Here is a 24,317-nt window from a genome sequence, read left to right on the forward strand (position 1 = left end):
TCGACATACGACGACGCGACCGACTCGGCGGCCTCCTCCATGAGTACCAACATGCTGCCTGATCAGAGCGGATGACGTTTTCGGCAAGGGCAACGTCAGGCTCTGGTATGCGTTGTCCGGGACGTACAGCAGGGGCTCGGCCCAGATGAAGTCCTCCGCGTACGGCCCGAACAGAGCGGGGTCGTTCAACACGGTTTCGTACTCTGCTCGCCCCGCGGCCACGACGGCGGCGCGAGTGTAGAGGAAGGCGTCACCCGGCACCCCGGTGCCGTACTCCTTGCGATCGAGTCGGTACAGGGCACAGGACAGCTGCTCGGCGAATCCCACGACCGCCGAGAGCGGCCGTTCATCAGTCTGGCCTCCAGGGCGGCGGCGAGCTGCTCCGAATCCTGGTCGGGCCGGGTGGGCCTGCACCCGTCGATCAGCTGCCAGAAGGAGTCCTCGTTCATGCCGGACAGCATGGCCGACGACTGTGACATTCCAGCCGGCGGCAAGACCCCTGTCCCACTCCACCGCCCCGCACCCGGCCTGGCCCATCACCTGGTAGCGAACGTACGCCACCGCGCGACAGTGGTGGATGGAGTGCGACGGCCTGGTCGACTGGGCCGCGCTGCCCGCCGACACGGTGTTCGAGGGCGAGCAGCTCGGGCGATGGGTGAAGGCGCAGCGGGCCGGCTGGGCCGGGCCTGGAGGAGGACCAGCAGGACCTGCTGGCGGCGATCGGCATCGAGGCCGACACTGGGCTCGCTGCTGCGAAGGCCGAGGCGAAGCCGAAGGTGTCGCGGGCGGACCGCTTCGCGCAGGGCCTGGCGGCCCTCACGGCCTTCGTCGAACGCGAGGGCCACGCCAAGGTGCCCTGGCTCCACAAGGAGCCGCTGGAGATCGTGGTGACCGGGCCCGGCGGGGAGGAGAGCGTCGAGGTCGTCTTCGTCGGGCTGGGCGCGTTCTTGAACAACACCACGGCACGCCGGGCGAAGCTCAGCCCGGGGCAGCTCGGACACTCGCCGGGCACGGCGTCGAGTGGGCGTAGGCCCGGCCTCGGCCCCGGGGAGGCTGCGCGGCGGGAAAGGGGTGGCGGCGTGTTCGGATCACGGTGTGGGCTGGCCGTGTGGAAGCGACCTGGGGAATTGAAGGGTGGCGGCCCTGCTGGCACAGCAGAGCCGCTGAGATGGCGGGCTGTGAGGGGCAATGGCTTGGCTCGTTGGTCGGTGAACGGGTCACCGGGGCCTGGGGAGTCTGGATCGGCGAGGAGGGTGAGTGGTTCGCGGACCTACCCGCGCTCCTCGCCATCGGGGGCCGACAGGTCGCGGTCTGCGTGAACCGGCTCGACCTCCTGTCTGCCACCCCGGCGGCGATCGACACCGGCACGGCGCCGACGTGGTGGAACGATTGGTCCCTGACCTGGCGCAGCGACGCGCATCCGGTGCTGGACGAGGTGGTCGGACGGACGGTGACCGCGGTCGGTGTCACCGAGTGGAGCCCGGGTCTGGCCGGTGCGGGCGGCGGTCAGCATCCGCCGGCGTGGATGCTGACCGGGTTCGCACTCGAACTGGGCGATACGGCGCTGTGGGTGTACAACGCTGCCGACGAGAACGGGCTGCAGCTCGGGTGGCCGCCGAAGGAGGAGCACTACCGGACATCTTGGTTCAGCAACCCTTTGTAAGGGGATCGGCCGCCTGTCTGCTGGTGCTCTCGTCGACGGGTGCGGACGGCTCAGTAGTGGCTGTGGACCACCCGCCACCGCGGCCCCAGGCGCCGACCGTGCCCGGACCGGCGGCAGGATCGGCAGCCGCAGCTGGAGGCCCTGGGGGACGGCTGGTAGGGCCGAGGTGGTGCGGCCCGGCGGAAGGTTGGTGCAAGTCCTGGCTGTGTTGGCCGTGCCGTCAGTCGGGGCAGCAACGGGTCGCAAGGCAACCGACGACCAGGAACCGCAACGGGCGGTGGCTGGGCGGAAGTTCCGCCCGGCCCGCCTGGGTCGACGGCACCACACTGCGCGGGCGGCTGACCCCTGCAGCCGCTGGCCCGGAGCCGGCCGCCCAGTGGCTGGGCGGCCGGCTCCGGGCACTTGGCAGCCGTTCGGCGTGCTCAGGAGGAGGTGGCCGCCGACTCCTGGTCGGCCTGAGCAGCGGGGGCCGGAGCGGCATAGGTCGGCGGAAGTACCTTCACGAGGGTCGGCGTGACGCAGTTCGATGTCCCCGTGAACGGCTGCGAGCCCTCGTTGACGAAGGCGCACCGGCCGATCTCGACGGTGCCACCGACCTGCGAGTCGAAGGAGATCTGCATCTGGTGGGCGATCCTGCTGCCCGCGCCGTCGGCTGCGGCTGCGGTTCGTCCGCGCCCCAGCTGGAGTCGGACAGGAAGGCGTCGGCGGTCGTGCGCGCCATGGTGGGCCCTTCTTCGGGGTGGCCGGGTGGTCACCATGGGTCCGGCCGGTGACCTGGTGGAAGGGCTGTTGCGGTATCACCGGGTTGTCCAGGCTGGGCAAGCGGGCTCGTGCCAGGTCGTGCGGACCACCAGGCCTTTGGGGGTGAGATGTTCGCTAGACCAGGTCCGGCAGCACCCGGCGCCACCTGGTCGGGCTGACATCAGCGGCCTGCGAGCGCGGGCCGGAGCAGCGGGTACGGGGGCGGCAGGCGCGGCCGGGCGGCGGCGACGTCGGCGCCTGGCCTGAGGTGTCGTCATGCCGAATGATCTGCCCGCCTCATCCCGCTGCCGAACCCGCCCGTCACCCGTACGGAGGACGGAGCCGGGGCGCAGCAGTGTGTTGCGCCCCGGGTGTTCCCGGTGGTTCGCGCAGGTCAGGGGCGGTCGCTGGTCGACGGGGCGTGCTTCAGGTGGGCCGGCCGGTGCCGTGGTAGTGGAGGCCAGTGTCCAGGCCGCCGGTGAAGACCACGGCGTCCTCGCCCAGCCCGAGGGCCTCCAGCAGCACCCGGAGCGCGTCGTCGGCGTCCTCGTGGGAGCGGTGCAGCCACACCCACGTCTCGCTCTGCCCGTAGGGCATGAGGCTGAGCGCGAAGTGCCACCGGTCGATCGTGAACACGGCGGCATCCACCTCGCCGAGGTCCTCCCAGCTGCGCTCCACGCTCAGGCGCAGCCGGGCCGCGAGGGCGTCCAGTGGGGGCTTGAGGCCGGCGATCATCCGGAAGGTGCTCGCTGCGGTTTCCCAGAGGCTGGACTGCGCGGCCGGGTTCTGGCCGTTGTCGTAGGGCGGTACGGTGGCCGGCTGCCAATGCGGTTCCGGTCCGGGTACGACGATCTCCGCCATGCGTGCCCCCTCGTTCGCCCGTGCATTGTCGGGCGCAGCGTAGCCCGGTGGCGGGGTTCGGTGGGCGGCGGTGGCCATGGCCGCGTCCCAGGGCCGGGGCTGTGCTGGTGGGCGCGGGTGTCGAACCGATCGGGAATGTGGGTACCCGATCATGACCGCCCGCTGCTCGGCGTCGCCGGCGGTCAGGACCACCAGCCCGGCTGGCTCTCCCCGGCCCGCGCGGTGGGCGGCCGGCCGCAGGATCGCGTAGGGCTGGCCGGAGGCGTACACCGGCGCACCGCAGGCCGCCGCAGATCCGCGAGGCCATGCGGGTCGTGGCAGGCGGGGCGGAGGTTGTCGGTCCTCGTTTCTAGGATCACGGCATGTCTGATGCCTTCACCGTCTTGTGGACCCATGACACATGCCGTGCGCTGCGCAAAGCGGGGCGTGTGGGCGAGCGGCCGCCGGTCGCCTTCAGTGGGGTCCATACCTCCCTGCCCGCCTGGTCGGGGGCTCGTGCCGGCGACGGGGTGTATGCGCTGCACGTGAGCCGGTGCGAGGTCTTCGTGGTGAGCCGGATGCGAGTGCTCGACATGGAACGACGTGACTGCTGTGGCACCGCCCCCGCGACGTGGGACGATCCAGCCTTCCCGGGCCACAGCGATTGGTCGATGCTCGGTGCCGGCGGGTGCGGTGCCGAGCCCGTGCACGTGGACGCCACGCCCGTGAGCTTCGAGACGCCAATACCCGGCGACCTCCTGAAGCGGCTTACCTGGCGCAACCGGCGAGGTCAGACCCGTGTTCTGAAGTACGTGGTGGACGGCCGTCTCGAACATTCCATCAGCCTCCAGGGGTTCTACCGCCTCACCGCTGAGTCGGCTGACGAGCTGGCGGGTGTTGTTGGCGCTGCCGCTGAAACGGATCACGCACGCTGAGAGGAAGCCGACCCCTCATCAGTGCGGCGTTGCCCACGTTGGTCCCTCTCCTCGGTGCCGGCCCGGCCCGGGCCGCAGTGGGTCAGCCTGTCACGCAGGAGCGGCTGGGCGTAGGGATCGCGTCAAGTCCGCTTGACGGTCCCCGCCGGCGGCTCGGCGGCCCGGGCCGACTCCGTGGGGAGGACGTCCGCGGGGGTCATGTCGTAGCGGATCCGGCTGGCGCGCACGTGGTGGCGGAACCTCCCCCATTCCGGCCTCGCCTGGTCTGCCTGGACCTCCAGGACGACCTCGGGCAGCACCGGCAGGTAGCGGCCCCGGTGCCCGCTGCCGGGCAGGCCGACGACGGGCTCCGGCAGGTCGCGCACGTCCCCTTCCGGGTGGAGCAGCGGGGCGATCTCCGCGCGCAGCACGGTGCCGATGGGCAGGGTGACGGCCACGGGGCGCAGTCGGCCGGCGTGGTTCGGCTGGGCGAGGACGAGGGCCTGGTGGGCCGGGTCGGTGGCTGTCACGCCGACGACGATGAGGTCGACGGGGTGGCGTTCGCGCCACTTGAGCCAGCCGCCGGCGGGCTTGCCCGGCCGGTACGGGGCGTCGGTTCTCTTGAGGACCAGGCCCTCCACTCCGGGTGCGGAGAGCCAGGCCAGTGTGCTGGGGAGGTCCTGGGTCGCGGGAACGGTCGTGATGGCGGCTGGGGCGTTGTGCAGTAGCTGGTCCAGCTCGGCGCGGCGGTCGTGGTACGGGTGGGATCGCAGGTCGTCCGTCCCGAGGGCGAGCAGGTCGAACGCCGCGAAGACGATCTTGAAGTCTTCGCCGGGTCGGGGCCCCCGGGGCGATCGGCGTCGGATCGCCGTGAAGTCGATGCGGCCCGTGGCGTCGAGTCCGAGGAGTTCGCCGTCGAGGATCGAGGGCCCTGGGCGTGTTTCGAAAGTGCTGGTCACAGCCACTCGTTGATGGCTGCGACCAGCACGGTCGCTTCGTAGCGGACGGCGAGTTTGTCGTATCTCGTGGCTACCGCGCGGTGGCGCTTGAGGCGGTTGATGCCGCACTCCACGGCGTGGCGATCGCGGTAGTCGGCCTTGTCGAACTTCGGCGGCCGGCCGCCGCGGGAGCCGCGCTTCTTGCGGTTGGCGATCTGGTCGCGCTTCTCCGGGATCGTGCAGCCGATACGACGTCTGCGCAGGTAGACGCGGTTCGCGCGGGAGCCGTACGCCTTGTCAGCGCGGACCTTGTCCGGCCGGGTGCGCGGGCGCCCCGGGCCGAGACGCGGCACTCGGATGCGGCCCAGGACGACCTGGAACTGCGGGGAGTCACCCCGTTGTCCGGCGGTGATCACGAGCGACATCAGCTTCTGGGCCTGCTCGACGGCCAGGTGGATCTTGGTGGTCAGTCCACCGCGAGAGCGTCCGAGTCCGTGGTCGTCGGGCTCGGCGAAGACGCCGCCGGGTGGCTCGACCTGTAGATCCCGTTACCTTTTTCGTGGCTCTGGCCGGAGTTCCGTGAAGTCTTGATCATGTGCAGTGGACGTTCGACAGGGGGATCTGTCAGCGAGGACGTGCAGAATGCAGCCATGAGTTACGACCTGGCTGTGTGGGAAGGCGAGCGTCCTGGCAGCGACGCTGCGGCGCGTGTGGTGTTCACGGATCTCTACGGTGAATTCATGGGCGGTCGGGGCGTCGAGCCGACAGCGCGTATCAGGCAGTACGTCGAGGCGTTGGTGGCACGGTGGCCTGACTTGAGTCCGGACGACGAGGACGAGGACGCGAGCCCCTGGTCGGATGGGCCGCTGATCAGGAACGCGAGCGGCCCGCTGTTCTACTTCGGGATGGTGTTCAGCAAGTACCAGGAGGCCGCCCCGTATGCCGCCGATGTCGCGCGGTCCTCGGGGCTCGTCTGCTTCGATCCGCAGGGCGGATGCCTGCTGACCTGAGCCACGTTCGCCTTGGCGTTCACGACCGCGTGAGGATCCGGGTGCGGAGGAGCCGGAACGAGGCTCGGCCGTACATGGCGCGTTTAAGCGTTTTGATCCGGTTTACGTTGCCTTCGACCTTGCCTGAGCTCCATTCGAGGGTGAGGCCGGCGGTGACGGCGGCGAGGTCCCGGCGGAGGAAGCCGGCGAACGAGCGAACCGGGGCGGGAGCGTCCTGCTCGGCCTGGCGGATCCACTCCAGGAGCATGCCGCCGCGCCGGTCGACCAGCAGGTCGCGGAAGCAGCGGGCCAGGTCATGGGCCCGGGCGATGTCTGGGCAGACGATCCGAACATCGAGCAACTTCTCCACCTCCTGGTCCGAGAGCTTCTCTCGCGGGCGCATGATCCACGAGGTGATGCGGCGCGGGCTGGGAATGTCGGCGCGGACCGGTTCCGCCGTCCCTTCGCGGAGCTTGGCCAGGTGGCGGCGCACGACTTGGATGCTGCCGGTGTAGCCGCGCTCCCGGATCTCGTGGAACAGCCGGGTTCCGCTGGTGCATCCGGCGGTGAACCGGCTGTTCAGGTAGGGCTTGAATGGTTCCAGGAGCCTGGCCTTGTGGATGCCGAAGTCCTTCGCGGAGGCGAGGAGTTCGTCCAGTGGCGTGGTCTTGAAGCGGCGCACGGTCTTGCGGTCCAGGTCGAGGTGGCGGGCGATGGCGCTGATCGTCCACTTCTGTTCCAGCAGCCGGTGGACGTCCGCGTAGCGGTCACGGGTGCGCTCGACGATCGGCGCGCGAGGCAGTTCCGGGACTGGCAGGTCGATCACTGGAGGTTCGGGCGTCGGCTCCTCCTGTTCGACGTGTTTGCGCAGGCAGGAGCGGTGCTGGTGGCAGGTCTTCTCGACCGCGGCCGACAGGTTCTGGAGCAGATGCCACCTGTCCGCCACCTCGGTCGCATGCATGGGGGGCCGCTTCCTTGATCGCCCGCGTGTAGGCGGTGGCTCGGTCGCGACAGATGATCTCCGCGCCGGGGTGTTCACGCAGCCAGGCGGCGAAGGTCTCGGAGGTGCGGTCCGGGAGCACGTCCACGACGCGGCCGGTCTCGACGTCGACGAGGACGGTCCCGTAGGTGCGGCCCTTGCGGAAGGCGAACTCGTCGACGCCGAGTACCCGCGGCGCCCGCTCGGGCACTTCGGGCGCTTTCAGTAGCCCGAGGAGGCGGGTCCGGCCGGCGGTGATGCTGAGCTTGTGGCACAGCCGTTCGCCGGCCCGGCCACCCAGCTCGGTGGCGACGGCCCGAAGCCACTGCTTCAGCCCGACGCTGGAGCGTACGTGGCGCTCGCTCAGCCCGGGGACCTGTTCGACGAAGGTCGTCCGCCGACATCGGGTACGGTCACAGAAGAAGCGCCGCACCCGAAGGCGTATCGCCAACTTCCTTCCTACAAACGGTCGTTCGGCGGGTGTCCGCCAGTAGGTGGAGTGTCTCCGCGTTCCTGGGCTTCCGCAGCCTGGGCAACGGGCCGGTGGGCCGCACGCGGCCACCTCCATCAGCAGGACCTCTGGGTTGGCGGTCAGCCGCTCCAGTTCAACGTCGACTCCGGGGAACAGCACATCTTCGATCGAGTGGAGGACCACGCGCAGGTCATCCCGCAGGGAAACGATCCTGCATGCATGCCGCCGACCTGGGATTTCACGGAACTCCGGCCAGAGCCTTTTTCGTGGCCTCGCAATGGGGCTCCCGGCCTCCGGGCCCGGCATGACTTGCATCCCCAGTCGATCATGATCGAAAAGGTGGTGTCACCGGGTGCGGAGGCATTGGCAGACCGCTGATTAGGGGCACGAGCGCCGATCCCGTTCGGGTGAGGCAGTCTCTTCGTAACGTGGATGCCGGCACGCTGATGCCACAGGTAGGCCGGGGAGGGCGCAACCGCTGTGAAAAGGGCACGTGATCGACACCAGTGACATCAACGTCTACCTCGGTCTGGACGTCGGCAAGGGGGAACACCACGCCACCGCGCTCACTCCAGCCGGGAAGAGAGTCTTCGACAAGCAACTGCCCAACAACGAGCCGAAGTTGCGCGAGCTGTTCGCCAGGCTGCGGACCAAGCACGGCACCGTGCTGGTCGTGGTCGACCAGCCGGCCTCCATCGGCGCCCTGCCGCTGGCGGTGGCCCGCGACGCGGGTTGTGCAGTCGCCTATCTGCCCGGGCTGACGATGCGGCGGATCGCCGATCTCTACCCGGGTGAGGCCAAGACCGACGCGCGTGATGCCGCGATCATCGCGGACGCCGCACGCACCATGCCGCACACCCTGCGCGACCTCGCCCCGACCGACGAAACGATCGCCGAGCTGGAAATGATCGTGGGCTTCGACGACGATCTCGCCGGAGAATCCACCAGGATCAAGAACCGCCTGCGAGGCCTGCTCACCCAGATCCACCCCTCGCTGGAACGGGTCCTGGGCCCCCGGCTCGACCATCCGGCCGTCCTGGCCCTGCTCGAACGCTTCGGCTCCCCAGGGGAGTTGAGGAAAGCAGGCAGGAGAAGGCTCGTGACGCTGCTGCGGCCCAAAGCACCGCGCATAGCCGAGCGCCTCGTCGACGACATCTTCGCGGCCCTCGACGGGCAGAGCGTCGTCGTGCCCGGCACCGACGCCGCCGCACTGATCGTTCCCAGCCTCGCACGTTCGCTCAGCACCGTGGCCGACCAACGCCGGCTCCTCTCGGCCCGGATCGAGGAACTACTGGAGGCCCACCCTCTTTCCCCGGTCCTGACCTCCATGCCCGGCATCGGGGTCAGGACCGGAGCCCGCATCCTCATCGACGTCGGCGACGGCAGCGGTTTCGCTTCCGCCGCCCATCTGGCCTCCTACGCCGGCCTCGCCCCGGTGACCAGGAACTCCGGCTCCTCCATCCGCGGCGAACGCCCGTCCCGGCGCGGCAACAAGCAGCTCAAGCGAGCTTTCTACCTCGCCGCGTTCGCGGCACTGTCCCAACCGGAATCACGCGCCTACTACGACACGAAGCGTCGCCAGGGCAAACACCACGTCGCCGCACTCGTCTGCCTCGCCCGACGCCGCATCGACGTGCTCTTCGCCATGCTCAGAGACGGCACTCTCTACCAGGCACCGGAAGCCTCAGCCGCTTGACCAAAACCATAGGGGCACCTTTTTGCGCGCGCCGGCCGCGTGCTGGTGCGCGCGGGCGATCGTGGAGTCGACGGAGATGTCCCAGGTGATCAGACCCTTCGCATCGGCGCGGGCCTGCAGCTGCTCGAGAATCCGGTGCCATGTGCCGTCGCGCTGCCAGCGACGGAACAGCCCGTAGACCGTCTCCCACGGTCCGTAGCGCTCTGGGAGATCCCGCCACGGTATGCCGGTGCGGGTGCGGAACCGAATGCCGTTGATCAGCCGCCGCTTGGTGTGCACCGGCGGCCGACCCGCCTTGACACCCCGCGGCAACAGAGGTTCCAGCGCCGCCCACTGCGCGTCTGTCAGATCTCCCCGAGCCATGGAACGTGATCATCGCACGACCTTGATCCACTTCTGAAACAGACCCTAGTTGGCGGGAGTCCTCGGCGAGATCGGCAAACCGGGCGGTCAGGTTCGTGCCGCGGCGCCCGAAGGCCTGCGCGCGCTCGGTGTCCAGGACCAGACGCCACCCGTCGAGCTTGGCCTCCAGGGCGAGGTCCCCCAGGTTGGTGGGCAGTGCCTCGATCGGGCGGGCCTCGGCGAGGGGCACCGGGAGATGAACCGGAAGCACCATATTCCCAGTAGTACACCGGCATTCCCAGTAGTACACCGGCGCGGCACCCGGCGGCATGTGGCATGCTCGCATGCCACCCTCGTGCCCGGCGATTTACCTGCCGGTGTTGTCCCCGGGTGAAGCCGGCGCAGTAGCGGCGGGTCCAACGGCACAGGCTGCCGGAAGTCTTCCTGCCGCACGAGTGGCTCGACCTCCGGCATTACCTGCCTCGCGAAGAGTGGAACCTCCGACAGGGGGCACGGCGGAACTCCCGCGGGCCGGCGGCGAGAGAGCCAGGTCCTCCGAGGCGGCGGGGTGCCAATCCAGGAGGACGGCCCAGTCGAGCTGATCGCGGAGGACGCCGACCGGCTGGCCTTCACCCTGGGCGCCGAGGAGGCCGTTCGCGGCGCCGACGTCGTGTACGTGTGCGTGGACGCCCCGCCCCCCACCCAGCGCCGGGAAGACAGTGCCACCCAGCACACGGAGATGCCGTCGGTGGCGTACCGGCTGGTTCGCCGAGCAGGGTGCCGTGGATGACGGTCTCATCCTTGAAGCCCTGGTCGACCAGGGCCTTCTCCAGGCGGTTGCCGCATCGCTCGGCGGCCTGGGTGAGCAGGGCGGTGCCGGCGGCGTTGTCGTGGGCGGAGGCCGCGAGGACGACGACCCCGATGATCAGGCCCAGCACATCGACCACGAGCCCACGCTTGCGGCCCGGCACCTTCTTGCCGGCGTCCAGCCCCGTCGTGGTCTTCGGAACCCCGGCCGCCGCACGGACGGACTGGGTGTCGATGATCACGAGGGACGGGTCCTCTAATCGCTTGGCTCTCTCCCGCACCTGGCAGCGCAGCAGCTCCTGTATTCGCTGGTCAAGGCCGTCCTGGCGCCACAGCGTGAAGTAGTAGAACACCGCCGACCACGGCGGCAGGTCGTGCGGGAGGTAACGCCACTGACAGCCCGTCCGGTTCTGGTAGAAGATCGCGTTCACGACCTCCCGCAGGTCGCAGGACCCGGGGTCCCCGGTCGCCGACCGGGCCACCCGCTCCTGCTTCCACGACTCGATCATCGGTCTGACCAGTTCCCACTGCTCATCTGTCACGTCACTCGGATACGCCAGTCTCTCCATACGCCGCACAACATCACCTACCCCCCGGCCAACACGTCAGTTCATCGAACGATCACACGAACGAGCGATCCCCAACCATGAGTAAAGGGACTTAACGTCCGTTGAGATATCCGTCGACGGCTGCATCACCAAGGCCCCGTGCGGCGGCGAGCGCGCGGGTCGGTCCCCGGTCGACCGTGGGAAGCAGGGCCTGAAGCGCTCGATCGCCACCGAGGCCCACGGCGTCCCGCTCGGCCTGGTTGCCGCGGGGGCCAACCGCCACGACTCGCCTCTCCTCGGACCGACTCTCGAGGCCGCCATCGGGCAGGTCGGACCCCTGCCCGAGGACGTGAACGTCAACCTCGACCGTGGCTACGACAACAACAAGTCCCGCACTCTGCTTCGGGAGTTGGGCTTCACCGGCGAGATCGCCCGCAAGGGAGTGCCCGCCCCAATCCAGGCCGGCAAGCGGTGGACGGTGGAACGAACGCACTCGTGGATGAATGGCTACGGCAAGCTGCGGCGCTGTACGGAGAGGAACGGCGCGGTCGTCGAGTTCTACCTCCACCTGGCCGCCGCACTGGTCACGCTCCGCATGCTGATCCGCCGCGCCACCACCCGCTACCGATGGGGCGGCCGCCCCACTACACGCCGCCTCAAGTGATTCATTTGCCGGTCGTTCTTAGTCGCACCGAGCAGCGAGTGGTTGCCCAGGTGGAAGGCGCGTGCGACGATGCCACCCGAGGCACGGAAGTCCGCGGAGTGGGGGGCCAATTGGGCGAGCTGGTCATCATTGTGGATCCGCCCGCGGGGGTGAGCTCCGAGCAGGTCGCCACGCGGCTGGAGCAGCTTCTCCAGGGGCTTCCCCTCGCGGAGTTCGGGCCGCTGGCCTCCGTCGAGACCGAGCGCAACGACGCGGACGAGCAACCCGAGCGGATCGTCGATCCGGTCTCGGTGGTGGGGGGCGTGACCGTCTTCCTCGGCGGCCTGACGCTCACCGCTGCCGCTGCCCGCAAGCTCATCGACGAGATGGCCAAGGTCTTCCGGTCGTTCGACGAGGCCAAGCACGCCTGGCTGGTGCTGCGCAGTGGCCGGGTGGACCTGAGGGCGGTGGAGTCGGCCGAGGTTCCGACCGAGGCAGTGCTGGAGACCGTCTCCGAGGACGAAGACACCACGCCCGCCTGAGTCTTGACGGGCTCCGCCGCTCTAGAGTCCCCAGTACGCGAAGCCGGCCCAGCAGTACGGCCTGCGCCAGCGAGGATCGGCGCTGACGGCCTGCTGGGCGGTCCTGAGCGCCCGAGCGGGGTCCGCGCCGTGGCCGAGCGCCGCGTAGAACTGGGACATCAGAGACGTGGTCGCCGCGTCCGGAACGGGCCAGAGCGAACCGATGACGGCGTCCACGCCGGCGGCGAGCATGGCGGTGGACAGGTTCACCGCCTCCCCGGGCAGCGCCCGGTCCGCCACCGCGCTGTGACAGGCCGACAGGACGGCCAACCGGGTGCCGCGCACCTGCGCCGGGAAACCGAGGATGTCCCTGACCGTCAGGTCGCCGTCGGCCAGGAGCAATGCCCCGTCGAGGACGTCCTCCGCTGCGACGCCATGGCATCCGAAGTGCAGCAGCTCCGCCGGGATGCCGGCGGTGACCGCTTGCCGGGTGGCCTCCCGGTCGACGAGCAGGCGGGCGCCGGGGAAGGCACGCCGTACGGCCGCGACCTCCTCGACCGTTCCGGGGATGCTGCCGGCGCCCGGCCGTCGCGGGACCGCCACCGCCACAGCGGACGTGCCCGGGCCGAGAGGGGCGACGGCGGGCCGGGCCAGTGAGGTGGCCGGCAACGACGTCACCCGGAGATCCGTACCGGCGAAACCGGCCTGCAGGGGCAGCGCGGCGGTCACACCGGTGGGCACCAGCAGCACCCGCTCCTCGCCTGAGAGTTCACGGAGCAGCGGCTCGACGACCGCGGAGGCGAGCCAGTCCAGGGTTTGCTCCACGCACCGCGACCGGGCCGGAACGCTGCTCCTCGGATCGATGGCGAGGCTGCGGTACGTCCGGTACCTGGCGGTCACCCGCTCCCGGCCGAACCCGTCGAGCCGGACGGCCCGCATCCGGCCGTCGCCGTGGGTCACGACGGCCCAGTCGGCGAGCAGGTGCACCACTGCGCCGCCGTTCAGGCGCGCCGGCGTCCTCGCGGCTGCCTCCGCGATGGCCGGTCCGCCCACCCGAGCGACGCCGGGCAGCAGGTGAATCCGGCCCATCAGCCTGGTGCGTTCGTCGAGGGCGGCCCGGACGTCGCGCGGCCTGGCGTCGGTACGCCGCAGCACCCTGTCGACGGCACGGTAGCGCTCGGCCAGGGCGGCGTCGCCGGAGCGCCGCACGGCGGCCTCGATCGCCTGAGGGCGCAGGTACATGTCCTCCAGCACCAGCAGTTGGGCACGCTCCAGGACGGCGGCGGCCGGACCAGGGCGGCCGTCCTCGCAGTAGGCGCGTGCGGCCAGCCATGCCGGCGCGGTGAGATCGGCCAGCGTCCTCCGTTTGTCGTGGAAGTACGCCTGGCAGCGGGCGATGTCCCCGAGTGCGCTCACCGCGTCCGACGCTGCGGCCGCGGCCTGGGCGAACTCGCCGTCCGCCAGGCAGTGTTGGGCCCAGACGTACGCGGCGGCGGGCAGGCCCGGACCGTCCGCGGCTCTCGCCTGCTCGTAGTGCTCCTTCGCCAGTCGACGGGCTGAGCCGGCATCCGGAGACCGTTCGTCGGCCAGCCGTGAGGTGAGACGAAACTTCCAATCGTTCATCCGGGCGTGGGCCTGGACGTCGGATTCGGGTATGAGCAGCAGCGCCTCGTCGAGGATGCGTCGTGTCTCCCGGTCGTACGGCACGGTCGCGTCCGGACGCAGAACGCGGCAGGCCACCCGGCCGTGGAACAACTCGCCCAGCATCGCTCGCGGGGTGCCGTCCTGGGCGGATGCGACGAGGGCGGCCAGCTCGGCGTCACAGCTGTCGATCGTCGCAGCAAACTCCTCGGCGTCGATCACACCGTCCCCATGGCGGAGCGACGCGAGGTTGAGGGCGAGGAGCGCGCGCTGGTGGCGGATCTGCCGCGCCCGGTGAACGGACACCCCGTCGATCGCGGCCGCCGTGTCCAGGGCCGCCTTCGCGTCCTCCAGGTAGCTGCGCTCGCGGAGCGCGCCGTACATGTTCACCAGCGTCAGGTGATAGGAGGACCACAGCGCCGCCCGCGTGTCGGGGCCCAGCTCACGGGGGGCGGAGCCGTACTCGATGTCGGCGGTCGCGTTGCGCAGTTGGTGCCGCGCTGCCCGCAGGTGCTGGATCTCGCCGGTGAACAGGCCCAGTTCCATGTGGAGCATGCCCAGCGCCTCTTGGAGCCGTTTGGTGGCACGGTAGTCGGTGGCCATGGGCAGCCGGCTCTCCTCGGCGGCGATGACCGCCAAGCCCCTGCGCAACAGACCCACACCGCCGAGCGTCACCGCGGCCCGGATCAGGGCGTGCGCCAGGTCCGCGATCGCGTGGGTGCGGTCGGCATGGTCGGACGGCGGCCACCGGTCGGAGCGGGCGAGCGCGACGGCCTCGTGCAAGGGCCGCAGGTCGCCCGTGGCGAGGAAGGCCGCGACGAGGTCTCGGAGGCGCTGGAGGTCGGCCAGGGTGGCGGCGCTGGGCGCCTCCTGCCTTCCCTTCAGGAGCTGCCCGCGAGGCCCGAGCGTGTACTTGACGAGGTTCGTCCCGGCCAGCCGCGAGGTCCCGCGCGGAAGCCACTCGCCGATCTGCAGTGCGCTCAGCCGGTCGGACTTCAGGCCGCTGCCGTCCGCGATGTCGGTCAGGAGGGCTTCGAGCACCCGCAGACGCGGGACGCGGTCCGGTGAGTCCTGCGGTGTCGCGTCCACAGCCTCGCACAGCAGCCACGCCGCCTCCCTTGCGGCCGGGAGGGTCCGGTCGAAGAGCTCGATGGCGACGGCGGTGACAAACAGCGATCCGGCGGGGTCCGGCGCGGCCGCGAACGCGGCGGTCAGGTGCTCGCGCACCATGCGCGTGCCCTCCGCAGCGAACGCCGGATGCAGGTACAGCGACCGGACGAGCAGCCTCGCCCAGAGCCGGTGCGCCGGGATCCTTCGCCGCTTGCCGGCTCGGGCCAGCCTCGCTGCAGCGTCCTCGAGCGCGAAGAGATCCCGCACCTCGGGCGGAAGCTTGGGCGAATCGCGAACCGCAGGCCTGCCGAGCAGGTGCAGGGCCGCGTTCAGATCAGCTGCGTCGGACGGCGTCGGCGTGGGGGCCAGGACATAGCGGAACAGGCGGACCAGGCCCAGGAGCATGGCCATGGTGTCGGCGTCCGGACGGTCGGACAGGGCGGCAGAGAGCAGCGCCCGTTCTGCCGAGGCCATCCACGCACTGGTCAACTCTCGGCGGTTGCCGCCGCTGAGGGCCGCCACGACACGCGCGATGACCTGCTGGTCCAGATGATCGTGCTCGCCCCCACTGATGTCGCGCACGGTCGGTACCTACCCGGTTCAGGCGTCGGCGATGCCTTCCTGGACGGAGACCCGATGCCGCGGCCGTAGGGTGCGAAACGGACACGGCGGGACGGGAGGCCCCCGCCCCGCCGCGCCGCAGCCATCCGAAAGAGAGGACACACATGAGCGATCACACGCCGGACCACAGCTGGTTCCGCACCCTCTACCCGTCCTTGCAGGACGCCTACTGCCTGACCCTGGTCGAGGGTGTGCCGCCCGGCGAACTGCTGGGCCGGGCAGGCGCGGAGAGCGGCCCTCGGCTCACCGGCGTCGACGCCGTCTGCGAGGCGGCCGAGGACCTGGAGGCCGAGACCGACGGCGAGCGGATGCTCATCGCCGCAGCCGACCCGGCCGGTTGGACACTGGTCGTCGAACCCAACGGCTACCTCGGCGTCCGCGAGGAGTCGATCGCCGCATGGGCGGACACCACCCTGGTCGCCCACTTCCGCAACGTCAACGCGATCACCCGCTTCTGCTGGTACGCGGACGGAACCACCCGCCTGCACGCCGAGGACATGGCCCCCCGGCCCCATCGCCGCAGCCGTACCGGACTTCGACCAGGCCCGGTACCCCGACAGGACGGAGCTGGCCCTGGCCCTCGCCGAACACCTCACCGGAGTCCGCCTGACCGGCGACGACCCTCGCTCGGCACCGCGTGTCCGCGGGCCCGTCACGCCGAAGGAATCCGGTTCCCCTGCCGCGCAGGCGCTCCGGAAAGCGGACCAAAAGAGCCACGTCCATCAGCATCTCCACCAACCATGCCCGCAACGCCGCGGCAAGAACGCTCAGCCAGCTCCGCGATGACACCGACGAACCCGCAACGGCAGTCACGGGACCCGGAAATACACGCTCACGCGACGCCCCGCGGCAGTCGGCCCGCCCCGACCCCACCACCCCTGCGACCAACACCGCCACAGCCCGCCGGGCCAGCAGCACCACCGACAACGCCGGAGCCAAGGCCCTGACCTGCGAGAACACAGGAGAACCCATAAGGATTCCCGCGACAGTTCCGTGATTCTCGCCCCACTTCTGGGACTACACGTCATCGGACCGATGACTACGGGACATCCTTCAATCAAGCCTAGCCGCTCGTCACTCCGCGGGGAGTGTGGTGGAAGCACCGGCTCGTGCTGGAGAACACCCCGGACCTGCCCCCGCCGTCCGGCAAGCTGCCCCGCTGGGAGCGGCATGTACCGACCAATCTCCTGCCGAAGCAGTACGAACCGGGTCTTTGGGAGATTGCACGCCGTTACCGGGAGCACTACTTCCTACCCCGGGCTCTCCCCGAGGAGTACCAGGAGCAGCTGCGCCGTGCCCGGGCCGCGGCCCGCGCCATCCAGGACGCGCCCTCGGAAATCGCGGAGGAACTCCTGTACCGCCGGCCCGAGCCGCTCGTCAGCCCCCGGCTGCTCCTCGAAGAGCGCCTGTTGTTGCTCGCCCGGACGCTGCAGACGGCTGACGAAGACCCGGCGTTCGATGCCGAGGCGGACTGCGAGCCGTTCATCGGCATCCTCGAAGCCCGCGCCGCCGAGGGCTTCGACCTGGCCCTGGGTCGGGCCGAAGCCATCGACGTGGTGATCGCGGATGAACTCCACCTCGACTGGCCGCTGTACGCCGTGGCGCGCCACACCATGCTGGACGTGTCGTTCGCGCCGATGGTGGAGCACGTCGTCTGCGGCTGCGGCAAGAGTCGCTGGCTCGTGATTCTCATCGACGGGCACGGGGCAATCGCCTGCGCCTGTGGCCGACTGCGCTGGGAGCCAAGGCTCAAGCGCGAAACGATGGAGCAGGTCTTCCCCGGCAAGCTGACGCGGCTTCCATCACCCTCCGACCTCGACCGCGTTGCCGAATTCGGCCCCTTCCGCCACAAGTGGTGACTCCCGGGCAGTGACCAGGAGATGGTCCGCCGCTGCGCCGCCGACTGGAAGCCGGGGATCCGGAGAGTGGGGGGCTGGCGTGGCCGTAGCGCCCGGCCTCGCTACCGGTGCCAGGCGCGGACTCCCTGCGGACACCCGACCTCAGGCAGCGATCTTCGACGTGATTGGCGCCCGGGTCGCGAGGTCGGCGGCGCGTGCGTGCAGCTGGAGGACGTCAGGTGTGTGGTAGCGCTTTGCGGCTGCGAGCAAGGTGTTCACCCGGGAGGCGATCAGCGCCGAGTGCATGCCCAAGCCATCCAGTGCCTGGTGGCCGGCTGCTGCTGCCCTCTCAGGTTCGCCTTCATCGAACAGGGCCGCGGCGAGTCCGATCTGGCCCATTGCTCGGACTCGCTCGAAGCCTGGGGCACGTAGCCGAAGGGCAGCCTCGAAGTGAGGGCTGGCGGGGTGGTGGTGGCCTTGGTAGGTCAGATCGCGGGCACTGACCGCGCGGGCGCCGGCATGCTCGGCGCTGTCGAAGTACGCCGCCCAGTCCTGGGGCGCCTCGGTGGTCGCGGAGACGAGGAGCTCATCAGCGCGGTCGAGGTGACGGGCCGCCTCGGATGGGTGGTTGAGGGCGGCGCGCACGCGGCCGGTCTGGAACTGCACCAGTGCCTGGACGCGTACGTGGCCGTCTCTCTCGGCCCGGACGGCAGCGAGCTCCAGCAGGCCGAGGGCATCGTCGAACTTCCCAAAGAAGATCATTTGGCGGGACATGCGAGTGACGATCTCCGCGCACTCGGTCCTGTCGGATCTATCCTGCGAACGTGACCGACGAAGAGCTGTTCTGGGATCCGATCGCAGCACTTCCAGACGGTGAGCCCGAGGCGTCCTTCGGCGGGCGTTGGGAGGACCGGCTCTGGTTGAACGTTCCTGGCCCCTTCTACACCGGCATCGCCGACAACTGCTGGACAGGCCGCCTGCACGCGCCGCGCCATGTGCTCTATGGCGGCGAGTTCCTCGGTGAGTACGTGTATCGCCAGCCGGCGACTGCTACCGAGGTCCTGAGCCTGGCGGAAGCAGCGCAGAACGATCCATACTGCGGCTACGCCTGCGACGGCGACAGTCGGTGGACACCCGAGGCCGTTCGCGACTGGTGGCATGACCGTGCGCAGGTGACGGAGTACCTGGCAGCGCTGCTGCCCGAGTGGTCGTCCAGCGACATCCCAGAGGAGCAGGAAGCCGCCGAAGGACTGCGGGACTTCTCCGCATACATATCCAGCGGGCTGGCCGTGGACCTCCGGAGGTACCTGTTCCGACTTGAAGAGGGGTACTACCCAGGGATCTCCCGGTCGCTTCCTGATCTCTGACAAGCGCCCGTGGCGGTCGTCAGTCCCCTGGGGTCGACCAGAATGTGCCGCACCGGCTCCGTTCTGCCCCACGGGCTCCTTCCCGGTTTCCGGATCCGTGTGTGGATAGGGGGTGGTGGCCGCGTTGTCTCGCCGGGGCGGCCACCATCACTCACTCAGTGCCGGCGGTGTTCTCCGCGCGGATCATTCTGCGGAGGCTGGTGCGGGCGCGGGCCAGGTCTTCCTCCGCCTCAGCCAGCTGTCCCTCCAGCGCCGCGTTCTTCCGTTCCAGTGCGTCCCGTTCGGTGATCAACTGCTGGTTCTGCTTGGTCAGTTCGTTGATCCTGGTGATCAGATCGCCTGTTGCCGCTTGGTCGAGTCGCTGCCCGAGCTGACGCCGCAGGGCGTCGGTGAGCTTGTCCCGCTCGGTCCGCAGTGAGGTGATCTCCTGACGGGCCAGCTCCAGGTCCGCCTTGAGTCCCGCCGTGCGCTCACCGAGGACGTCGAGTAGGAGTGGTAGTCAACACCGCTTCCTGAACCGGGGTGTCTTCCCGCAGACCCGTGCCTGCGGGAAGACACCCCGCCCTATCTCCTGGGCGAGATCTGATGATTCATCTGTACGTCGGGCCGACGCTTGGCCCGTCCGAACCTCTGCTGCACCACCCGCGCATCCGGGTGCACCTTCCGGCCCGGCACGGCGACTTGTTCACTCCCTCGATCGCCGACGGCGACCGGATCGTGCTGATCGACGGGGTCTTCCACCAGAGCCCGGCCCTGCGCCACAAGGAGATCCTGGCCATGCTGGGGCGCGGCATCGAGGTGTCCGGCCGGCGTTCTGCGAGACCTGGGTCTGGGCCGGTGGACCGGCATGCCACGGAGGTCGGGGTCCGTCAGTTCCGGTCCAGGTCCTCGATCATGGAGACGACGACCGCGCCGACCTGGACCAGTTCGGCTCGCATGGCCTCCCGGTCCGCCGGTTCGGCAAGTACCTCGAACACCTCCTCGATGAGGATGTGTCGCCAGGTCTTGCGTCCGCGGCGGGCGGCCCGGTCACAGAGGAATTGCAGTAAGCGCCGCACGAGAGCGAAGCCGCGGTGGGCGCCGGTGGGGTGGTGCTGGTCGCCCCAGCGGGTGCGGATGGCCTCGTGCTCGGCCGCGATGTCGGCGTAGGCGGATCGCATGGGTTGCCCCTGTCTGGTCGTTGTCGGGCAGAACCGGTCTCGCGAGGGCGCGGGTGCGCATGCGGTGACCTGGCGGAACCGGACGGCTACTGTCGAGCGTCGGTACAGCACTGTGGGATCGTGGAACTCCGGAGAGGAACCAAGATCATGAGTGAGCAGCGCACGGTCGTCTGGCTGAACGGGCCGTTCGGCGGCGGGAAGACCACGTTGGCCAAGGAGCTGTCCAGGCGGTGGCCGGACGCGGTGATCTTCGACCCCGAGGTGGTCGGCGCCACCGTGCAGCGGCTGGTGGAGACTCCGACCGGCGACTACCAGGACCTGCCGGTGTGGCGCGAGCTGGTCGCCGCCATGACGATCCGGATGCTGGGCGAGTACGAGCGCCCGCTGATCGTCCCGATGACCCTGGTCGTCCCCGAGTACCTCCGGGAGATCCACGCCGCGATCCGGGCCGCGGGCGCCCGGCTTCACCACGTCTTCCTCAAGACGCCGGCCGAGGTGCTGGAGGCGAGGATCGACGCGCAGTCCTTCACGCCGGACGACCCGGCCGCGGATGAGGAGACCCGGGTGTGGCGCCGGGCGCAGATCGAGCGGTGCGCGGCGGCGGTGGACCTGCTGCCCGGCGACACCGTGCTGCTCGACGGTGTGCTGCCGACGGCGGAGCTGGCCGGCCAGGTGCTGGAGCTCGTCGGAGCGCCCGTCCGGTAGTCGCCGGGCCGCAGGCCCTCCATGGTCAGGCCGCCGGGGCGAGCGTCTTGGCGGCCGTGACGAGGATGCCGAGGCGGGTGAGGGCGGCGGCGAAGGCCTCCGGCCCGGTGAAGAGCTCGGCGTGCAGCCCGACGTGGAGGGCTCCGGCAACGTAGGGGGTTCGTCGTCGGTGAAGAACAGCCGGTCCGGCGGTATGCCCATCGCCTGGGCGGCGGTGCGGAAGGCGAGCGGGGCCGGCTTGTCGACGTGGAGCTCGGCGGTCGGGAAGACGAAGTCGAAGGCTCCGGCGATGCCGTGGTGGGCCAGGTCGGCCCGGAAGGCGTCGGTGGTGTTGGACAGGACGCCGACCGGGACGTGGCGGCGGGCCCGGGCGAGAAGGTCGAGCATGACCGGGTCGGTCTCGCCCCGGTCGGCGCGCCACGGCTCGATGGCGTTCAGGGCGCGGGGACCGAAGGCGTCGGTGAGGCGTTGGGCGACGTCGTCGGCCCACTGCTGGTCGGTGAGCACGCCGAGCTGGGCGAGCCGGTAGCTGGGGTGGCGGTAGGCGAAGGTGTCGAAGGTGCCAGCGGGCAGGTGGGCGAGCTGCTCGCCGCGCCGGGCGCCGGTGTCGCGCCAGTGGCGGAACAGGCCGTCCATGTCGACCAGCAGGCCGTCGACGGCGGGGCGGTTGGCGGTGGTGGGCACGGGTGCCTCCTTGCGGGGCGGGTTGTGCGGTGATGTCGGGGTTGGTGCCTTTCCTCGGGGGCCCGGCCGCCGGATCATGCCGCCGGGGCCCTCTTCGCTGGGTGGGTCAGATGGTGTGGTGGATGAGCGGCGGCGCGGTGGCGGGCCCGTCGGCGACCGTGAACGCGGCCGCGGCGCGCTTCAGCAGCGCCGCCTGGTCGTAGACGGTGCGCAGGTGGAGTTCGGCGACGGGGTCACCGGCCCGGACCGGGTCGCCGACCCGCACGTGCAGCTGGATGCCGACGGCCGGGTCGACGGGGCTGGCGGCCCGGGCGCGGCCGGCGCCCAGTTCGGCGGCGATGCGGCCGAGCTCGTCGCCGTCGATCCGGTGGACGGTCCCGCCTACCGGGGCGGTGACGGGCAGGCGCACGTCGGCGGCCGGGAGCAGGGCGGGGTCGTCGATCTGCCGGGCGTCGCCGCCGAGGTGCTCGACCCAGCGGCGCAGCGCGGCCAGGGCGCTGCCGTCGGAGAGCGCGGTGTGCAGGCGGTGGCGGATCTGGTCGGTGGTGTTGGTCGGGCCAGGCCTGGGAGGCGATGAGTTCGACGAGGGCGAGGGTCAGGTCGGTGAGGCCGGGGACGTGCCGGCCGGACAGGGCGTGGACGGCTTCGGCGGCTTCGAGGGCGTTGCCGATGGCGTAGCCGAGGGGCTGGCTCCCGGAGCGGCTACGGGCCGCCCTGGTCCACACGCTGGAGGACTCCGCCGTCCGAGACGGCCAGACTTTCCTCTACGACACCGAGCTGTTCCGCCAGGCGGCGGCGAACCTGCGCGACGAAGGCCTGGGCGAGCTCCTGCCCGCGCAGCTCGACGTGCTCGCCGCCGAGCGCCGGGTCGTCCTCCAGGACCTCCCCCACCAGGGCCGCCTGCGGTCGGCGGTGTTCACCCCTCGCCTGCACGCGGCAGAAACGTCGATCGCCTCGCGCACCGCCCGACTGCGCGGCACCACGACGCGCCTGGCCACCCTGCGCCCCTGGTGCAAGGGGCCGCTGCCGCTGTTGGACAGCGCCACTCAGCTCACGCCGGAGCAGGAAGCGGCGGCGCTGATGGCCGTCACCGAGCCCGTGTCGGTGCTGACCGGCGGGCCCGGCTGCGGGAAGTCCTTCACCGTGAAGTCGATCCTCGACCTCGTCGAAGCGGTCGGCGGCAGGGTCGGCCTGGCCGCGCCCACCGGCCGCGCCGCGAAGCGCCTGCAGGAGATCACCGGCCGGCCGGCCACCACCGTGCACCGGATGATCGGCAAGCCGAAGCAGGAGAACACCGGTCCGCTGAGCCTCTTCGACGCCTATGACCCGCTGGACGCGGACCTCGTCGTGATCGACGAGGCGTCCATGCTGGAGGTGGCCCTGCTGGACCGGCTCCTCGGCAAACTCTCCCCCGGCGTCCACCTCCTGCTGGTCGGCGACGTCCACCAGCTGCCGAGCGTCGGCGCAGGCCAGGTCCTGCGCGACCTCCTGTCCGTCCCGCAGGTCCCGAGGACCCAGCTCAGCACGATCTTCCGCCAGGACGGCACCAGCACCATCCCCCTCAACGCCCAACGGATCAACCGCGGCGAGGACACCGTGAACGGCGGCCAGTTCTGGTTCCTGCCGACGCCGGACCACAAGATCACCGACACCGTCGTGGACCTCGTCACCCACAGGCTCCCCGACGCCTACCCGGTCCGGCCCGGCGATATCCAGGTCCTCGCGCCTGCGACGAAGGGCCCGGCCGGGACCCGCGACCTCGCCCTGGCCATCCAGGCCGCCGTCAACCCCCACCAGGACGGCTCACCCCAGCACTTCGCCGACGGCCGGCCCTTCCGCCTGAAGGACCGGGTCATCGCCATCCGCAACGACCCACGCAAGGGCGTCCTCAACGGCACCACCGGCACCGTCACCGCGATCGACGACAAGGAGCGCCAGATCCACGTCACCACGGACGACCAGGTGGCCGCCGTCTACGGCTTCGAGGAACTCGACGAACTCCTGCACGCCTACGCCATCACCGTCCACCGTTCCCAGGGCAGCGAGTACCCGATCGTCGTCGTGCCGCTCACCATGGGCTCGTCGTACCTGCTGCTGCGCCGCAACCTGCTCTACACCGCGGTCACCCGCGCCCGCGAGCTCGTCGTCGTGGTCGGGGACCCCGACGCACTCGCCACGGCGATCAAGCGGCCAGCCGACCCCCGGAACTCCTCGCTGGCCCCGCGGTTCCACGAGGCCCTGACCGGCGACGTGCTCCTTCCCCGCCCCACCCGCAACCCTGACGGGCAGGCCACCTTGTGCTGACCCACCCACCGCGCACGCCAGCGCCTGGCGATGTGGTGGCGGCCCGACCGGGCAACCCCGGTGCCGACGGGCAGCCGGCCGTGAACCGCACCGGCGCGGTGCTCTTGCCAGCCGGCCGCACGCGGTTACTCCTTGGTTGCCGCGGGCGGCCAAGGGCTCACGGGGAGCGCCGGCGCGGGCCCGGCCGACTGCGCCAGCACCGCCGTGCCTACCGCGCCGACAAGCGGACTGCAGGCCGCCAACGGGCGCAACTGCACGCCCTCTGAAATTGCCGGGGTGGGTCGGGCAGATTGAAGCCCGGCGGCCGCCCCGGAGCACTGTGGTGGTCAGCTGGTTGCGGCCTGGTAGAGGCCACGGCCGACACGTTCGGCGCGCCCGGCCTTGGTGAGGCGCTCGAGTGAAGTGCGGACGGCATTGATCGCGGAGGCACTGGCGTCGCGACCCAGAGCCCGGGCGATGTCACCGGCACGCACCGGCCCGCCGGCTGTGGCCAGGTGTTCAACGATGGCGTCCGTCAGGCCGCCCGTGCGCGGGGCCGAGGCGGCAGGGGCGGCCTTCGCCACGATGGTCTTCCGCGTCCTGGCCGGCTTCTCGGCCGGGGCCACGGCGGCCTTCTCGGGTCCTCGCTTGCGTGCGGGTACCGGGGCGCCCTTACGGGGCCGGCCCTTCCCTGCCGGACGAATCCGTGGCGTCTCCTCCACGGGGGCGGCGGTCTCCAGGGCGCCACCAGCCGTAGCCTCGACGACAGGCGTGGCTGGCGCCTCCTGGAGAAGCGGCGCCGCTGCGAGCGACCG

Annotated in this window: 22 protein-coding genes and 7 pseudogenes; 12 read left to right on the top strand and 17 right to left on the bottom strand. The window is 70.5% G+C overall.

Features of this window, described 5'->3' with window-relative positions:
* A partial coding sequence (locus tag ACIRRH_RS42235; RefSeq protein WP_403078644.1) for a DUF4240 domain-containing protein occupies window positions 1-327 on the bottom strand: 327 nt, incomplete at its 3' end.
* 841 nt (window positions 328-1,168) lie between these two features.
* Here ACIRRH_RS42235 and ACIRRH_RS42240 point away from each other — a divergent pair.
* Window positions 1,169-1,663: a hypothetical protein gene (locus tag ACIRRH_RS42240; RefSeq protein ID WP_403078645.1), complete on the top strand. Its 495-nt coding sequence runs from the start codon at window positions 1,169-1,171 to the stop codon at window positions 1,661-1,663.
* A gap of 422 nt (window positions 1,664-2,085) precedes the next feature.
* Here ACIRRH_RS42240 and ACIRRH_RS42245 read toward each other — a convergent pair whose 3' ends face one another.
* Window positions 2,086-2,283: a hypothetical protein gene (locus ACIRRH_RS42245; RefSeq protein ID WP_403078647.1), complete on the bottom strand. Its 198-nt coding sequence runs from the start codon at window positions 2,281-2,283 to the stop codon at window positions 2,086-2,088.
* Between the two features lie 547 nt (window positions 2,284-2,830).
* Window positions 2,831-3,265 carry a hypothetical protein gene (locus tag ACIRRH_RS42250; protein ID WP_403078649.1) on the bottom strand — a complete coding sequence of 145 codons (435 nt, stop codon included), beginning with the start codon at window positions 3,263-3,265 and terminating at the stop codon, window positions 2,831-2,833.
* Window positions 3,266-3,627: 362 nt separating this feature from the next.
* On the opposite strand from ACIRRH_RS42250, the gene ACIRRH_RS42255 reads away from it, so the two are divergent.
* Entirely contained in the window at window positions 3,628-4,179 is a 552-nt protein-coding gene (locus tag ACIRRH_RS42255) for a hypothetical protein (RefSeq protein WP_403078650.1), read from the top strand.
* A gap of 122 nt (window positions 4,180-4,301) precedes the next feature.
* On the opposite strand, the gene ACIRRH_RS42260 is transcribed toward ACIRRH_RS42255, so the two are convergent.
* Both ACIRRH_RS42260 and ACIRRH_RS42265 read right to left on the bottom strand, forming a co-directional pair.
* Window positions 4,302-5,117 carry a hypothetical protein gene (locus ACIRRH_RS42260; protein ID WP_403078652.1) on the bottom strand — a complete coding sequence of 272 codons (816 nt, stop codon included), beginning with the start codon at window positions 5,115-5,117 and terminating at the stop codon, window positions 4,302-4,304.
* Window positions 5,114-5,596, bottom strand: a pseudogene (locus ACIRRH_RS42265) (IS5 family transposase); the annotation flags it as partial. The pseudogene ACIRRH_RS42265 and the gene ACIRRH_RS42260, both read right to left, overlap by 4 nt.
* A 150-nt stretch (window positions 5,597-5,746) precedes the next feature.
* Here ACIRRH_RS42265 and ACIRRH_RS42270 point away from each other — a divergent pair.
* On the top strand, window positions 5,747-6,106 hold the full coding sequence (locus tag ACIRRH_RS42270) for a hypothetical protein (protein WP_403078655.1): 360 nt from the start codon (window positions 5,747-5,749) through the stop codon (window positions 6,104-6,106).
* A gap of 19 nt (window positions 6,107-6,125) precedes the next feature.
* Here ACIRRH_RS42270 and ACIRRH_RS42275 read toward each other — a convergent pair whose 3' ends face one another.
* Window positions 6,126-7,046, bottom strand: a complete 921-nt coding sequence (locus ACIRRH_RS42275) for a transposase (RefSeq protein WP_403078657.1) — start codon at window positions 7,044-7,046, stop codon at window positions 6,126-6,128.
* 55 nt (window positions 7,047-7,101) lie between these two features.
* A pseudogene (locus ACIRRH_RS42280) lies at window positions 7,102-7,851 on the bottom strand (transposase); the annotation flags it as partial.
* 178 nt (window positions 7,852-8,029) lie between these two features.
* On the opposite strand from ACIRRH_RS42280, the gene ACIRRH_RS42285 reads away from it, so the two are divergent.
* Window positions 8,030-9,232 carry an IS110 family transposase gene (locus ACIRRH_RS42285; protein WP_403078659.1) on the top strand — a complete coding sequence of 401 codons (1,203 nt, stop codon included), beginning with the start codon at window positions 8,030-8,032 and terminating at the stop codon, window positions 9,230-9,232.
* A gap of 18 nt (window positions 9,233-9,250) precedes the next feature.
* Here ACIRRH_RS42285 and ACIRRH_RS42290 read toward each other — a convergent pair.
* Together ACIRRH_RS42290 and ACIRRH_RS42295 are read right to left on the bottom strand one after the other, a co-directional pair.
* A pseudogene (locus ACIRRH_RS42290) lies at window positions 9,251-9,595 on the bottom strand (IS5 family transposase); the annotation flags it as partial.
* A gap of 752 nt (window positions 9,596-10,347) precedes the next feature.
* Window positions 10,348-10,950 (bottom strand): annotated as a pseudogene (locus ACIRRH_RS42295) (IS5 family transposase); the annotation flags it as partial.
* 106 nt (window positions 10,951-11,056) lie between these two features.
* Between ACIRRH_RS42295 and ACIRRH_RS42300 the strand changes: the two are divergent.
* Both ACIRRH_RS42300 and ACIRRH_RS42305 read left to right on the top strand, forming a co-directional pair.
* Window positions 11,057-11,593 (top strand): annotated as a pseudogene (locus tag ACIRRH_RS42300) (transposase); the annotation flags it as partial.
* A 149-nt stretch (window positions 11,594-11,742) separates the two neighbouring features.
* The gene (locus tag ACIRRH_RS42305) at window positions 11,743-12,114 is read left to right on the top strand and encodes a hypothetical protein (protein WP_403078661.1); all 372 of its coding nucleotides are present in this window, start codon (window positions 11,743-11,745) and stop codon (window positions 12,112-12,114) included.
* Window positions 12,115-12,135: 21 nt separating this feature from the next.
* On the opposite strand, the gene ACIRRH_RS42310 is transcribed toward ACIRRH_RS42305, so the two are convergent.
* Window positions 12,136-15,426, bottom strand: coding sequence for a CHAT domain-containing protein (locus ACIRRH_RS42310; RefSeq protein WP_403078663.1), 3,291 nt, complete (start codon window positions 15,424-15,426; stop codon window positions 12,136-12,138).
* A 143-nt stretch (window positions 15,427-15,569) separates the two neighbouring features.
* Here ACIRRH_RS42310 and ACIRRH_RS42315 point away from each other — a divergent pair, with 143 nt between their 5' ends.
* Together ACIRRH_RS42315 and ACIRRH_RS42320 are read left to right on the top strand one after the other, a co-directional pair.
* A complete protein-coding gene (locus tag ACIRRH_RS42315) occupies window positions 15,570-16,412 on the top strand; it encodes a DUF6461 domain-containing protein (RefSeq protein ID WP_403078665.1) in 843 nt (280 codons plus the stop codon).
* Between the two features lie 162 nt (window positions 16,413-16,574).
* Complete coding sequence (locus ACIRRH_RS42320) at window positions 16,575-17,324, top strand: hypothetical protein (RefSeq protein ID WP_403078666.1); 750 nt, start codon at window positions 16,575-16,577, stop codon at window positions 17,322-17,324.
* A gap of 141 nt (window positions 17,325-17,465) precedes the next feature.
* Here ACIRRH_RS42320 and ACIRRH_RS42325 read toward each other — a convergent pair whose 3' ends face one another.
* On the bottom strand, window positions 17,466-18,077 hold the full coding sequence (locus ACIRRH_RS42325) for a hypothetical protein (protein WP_403078668.1): 612 nt from the start codon (window positions 18,075-18,077) through the stop codon (window positions 17,466-17,468).
* Between the two features lie 50 nt (window positions 18,078-18,127).
* Between ACIRRH_RS42325 and ACIRRH_RS42330 the strand changes: the two genes are divergently transcribed.
* Window positions 18,128-18,670 carry a hypothetical protein gene (locus tag ACIRRH_RS42330; RefSeq protein ID WP_403078669.1) on the top strand — a complete coding sequence of 181 codons (543 nt, stop codon included), beginning with the start codon at window positions 18,128-18,130 and terminating at the stop codon, window positions 18,668-18,670.
* Between the two features lie 151 nt (window positions 18,671-18,821).
* Here ACIRRH_RS42330 and ACIRRH_RS42335 read toward each other — a convergent pair whose 3' ends face one another.
* Window positions 18,822-18,962, bottom strand: a complete 141-nt coding sequence (locus ACIRRH_RS42335) for a hypothetical protein (protein WP_403078671.1) — start codon at window positions 18,960-18,962, stop codon at window positions 18,822-18,824.
* Window positions 18,963-19,255: 293 nt separating this feature from the next.
* On the opposite strand from ACIRRH_RS42335, the pseudogene ACIRRH_RS42340 reads away from it, so the two are divergent.
* Window positions 19,256-19,474 (top strand): annotated as a pseudogene (locus ACIRRH_RS42340) (TfuA-like core domain-containing protein); the annotation flags it as partial.
* A 65-nt stretch (window positions 19,475-19,539) separates the two neighbouring features.
* Here ACIRRH_RS42340 and ACIRRH_RS42345 read toward each other — a convergent pair.
* Window positions 19,540-19,830 carry a hypothetical protein gene (locus ACIRRH_RS42345; RefSeq protein ID WP_403078681.1) on the bottom strand — a complete coding sequence of 97 codons (291 nt, stop codon included), beginning with the start codon at window positions 19,828-19,830 and terminating at the stop codon, window positions 19,540-19,542.
* Window positions 19,831-19,977: 147 nt separating this feature from the next.
* Between ACIRRH_RS42345 and ACIRRH_RS42350 the strand changes: the two genes are divergently transcribed.
* Window positions 19,978-20,535, top strand: a complete 558-nt coding sequence (locus ACIRRH_RS42350; protein ID WP_403078673.1) for an AAA family ATPase — start codon at window positions 19,978-19,980, stop codon at window positions 20,533-20,535.
* A 219-nt stretch (window positions 20,536-20,754) separates the two neighbouring features.
* On the opposite strand, the pseudogene ACIRRH_RS42355 reads toward ACIRRH_RS42350, so the two are convergent.
* The 3 genes and pseudogenes from ACIRRH_RS42355 to ACIRRH_RS42365 form a co-directional block, all read right to left on the bottom strand.
* Window positions 20,755-21,297 (bottom strand): annotated as a pseudogene (locus tag ACIRRH_RS42355) (HAD family hydrolase); the annotation flags it as partial.
* 28 nt (window positions 21,298-21,325) lie between these two features.
* On the bottom strand, window positions 21,326-21,628 hold the full coding sequence (locus ACIRRH_RS42360) for a hypothetical protein (RefSeq protein ID WP_403078674.1): 303 nt from the start codon (window positions 21,626-21,628) through the stop codon (window positions 21,326-21,328).
* 293 nt (window positions 21,629-21,921) lie between these two features.
* Window positions 21,922-22,110, bottom strand: a complete 189-nt coding sequence (locus ACIRRH_RS42365; protein ID WP_403078676.1) for a hypothetical protein — start codon at window positions 22,108-22,110, stop codon at window positions 21,922-21,924.
* 21 nt (window positions 22,111-22,131) lie between these two features.
* Here ACIRRH_RS42365 and ACIRRH_RS42370 point away from each other — a divergent pair, with 21 nt between their 5' ends.
* Window positions 22,132-23,523: an ATP-dependent RecD-like DNA helicase gene (locus ACIRRH_RS42370; RefSeq protein ID WP_403078677.1), complete on the top strand. Its 1,392-nt coding sequence runs from the start codon at window positions 22,132-22,134 to the stop codon at window positions 23,521-23,523.
* Window positions 23,524-23,849: 326 nt separating this feature from the next.
* On the opposite strand, the gene ACIRRH_RS42375 is transcribed toward ACIRRH_RS42370, so the two are convergent.
* Window positions 23,850-24,317: type IV toxin-antitoxin system AbiEi family antitoxin domain-containing protein (locus ACIRRH_RS42375; protein ID WP_403078679.1), on the bottom strand; the 468-nt coding region annotated here is incomplete at its 5' end.

Origin of the sequence: Kitasatospora sp. NPDC101235 (assembly GCF_044767505.1) — a bacterium.
Taxonomy (GTDB): Bacteria; Actinomycetota; Actinomycetes; order Streptomycetales; family Streptomycetaceae; genus Kitasatospora.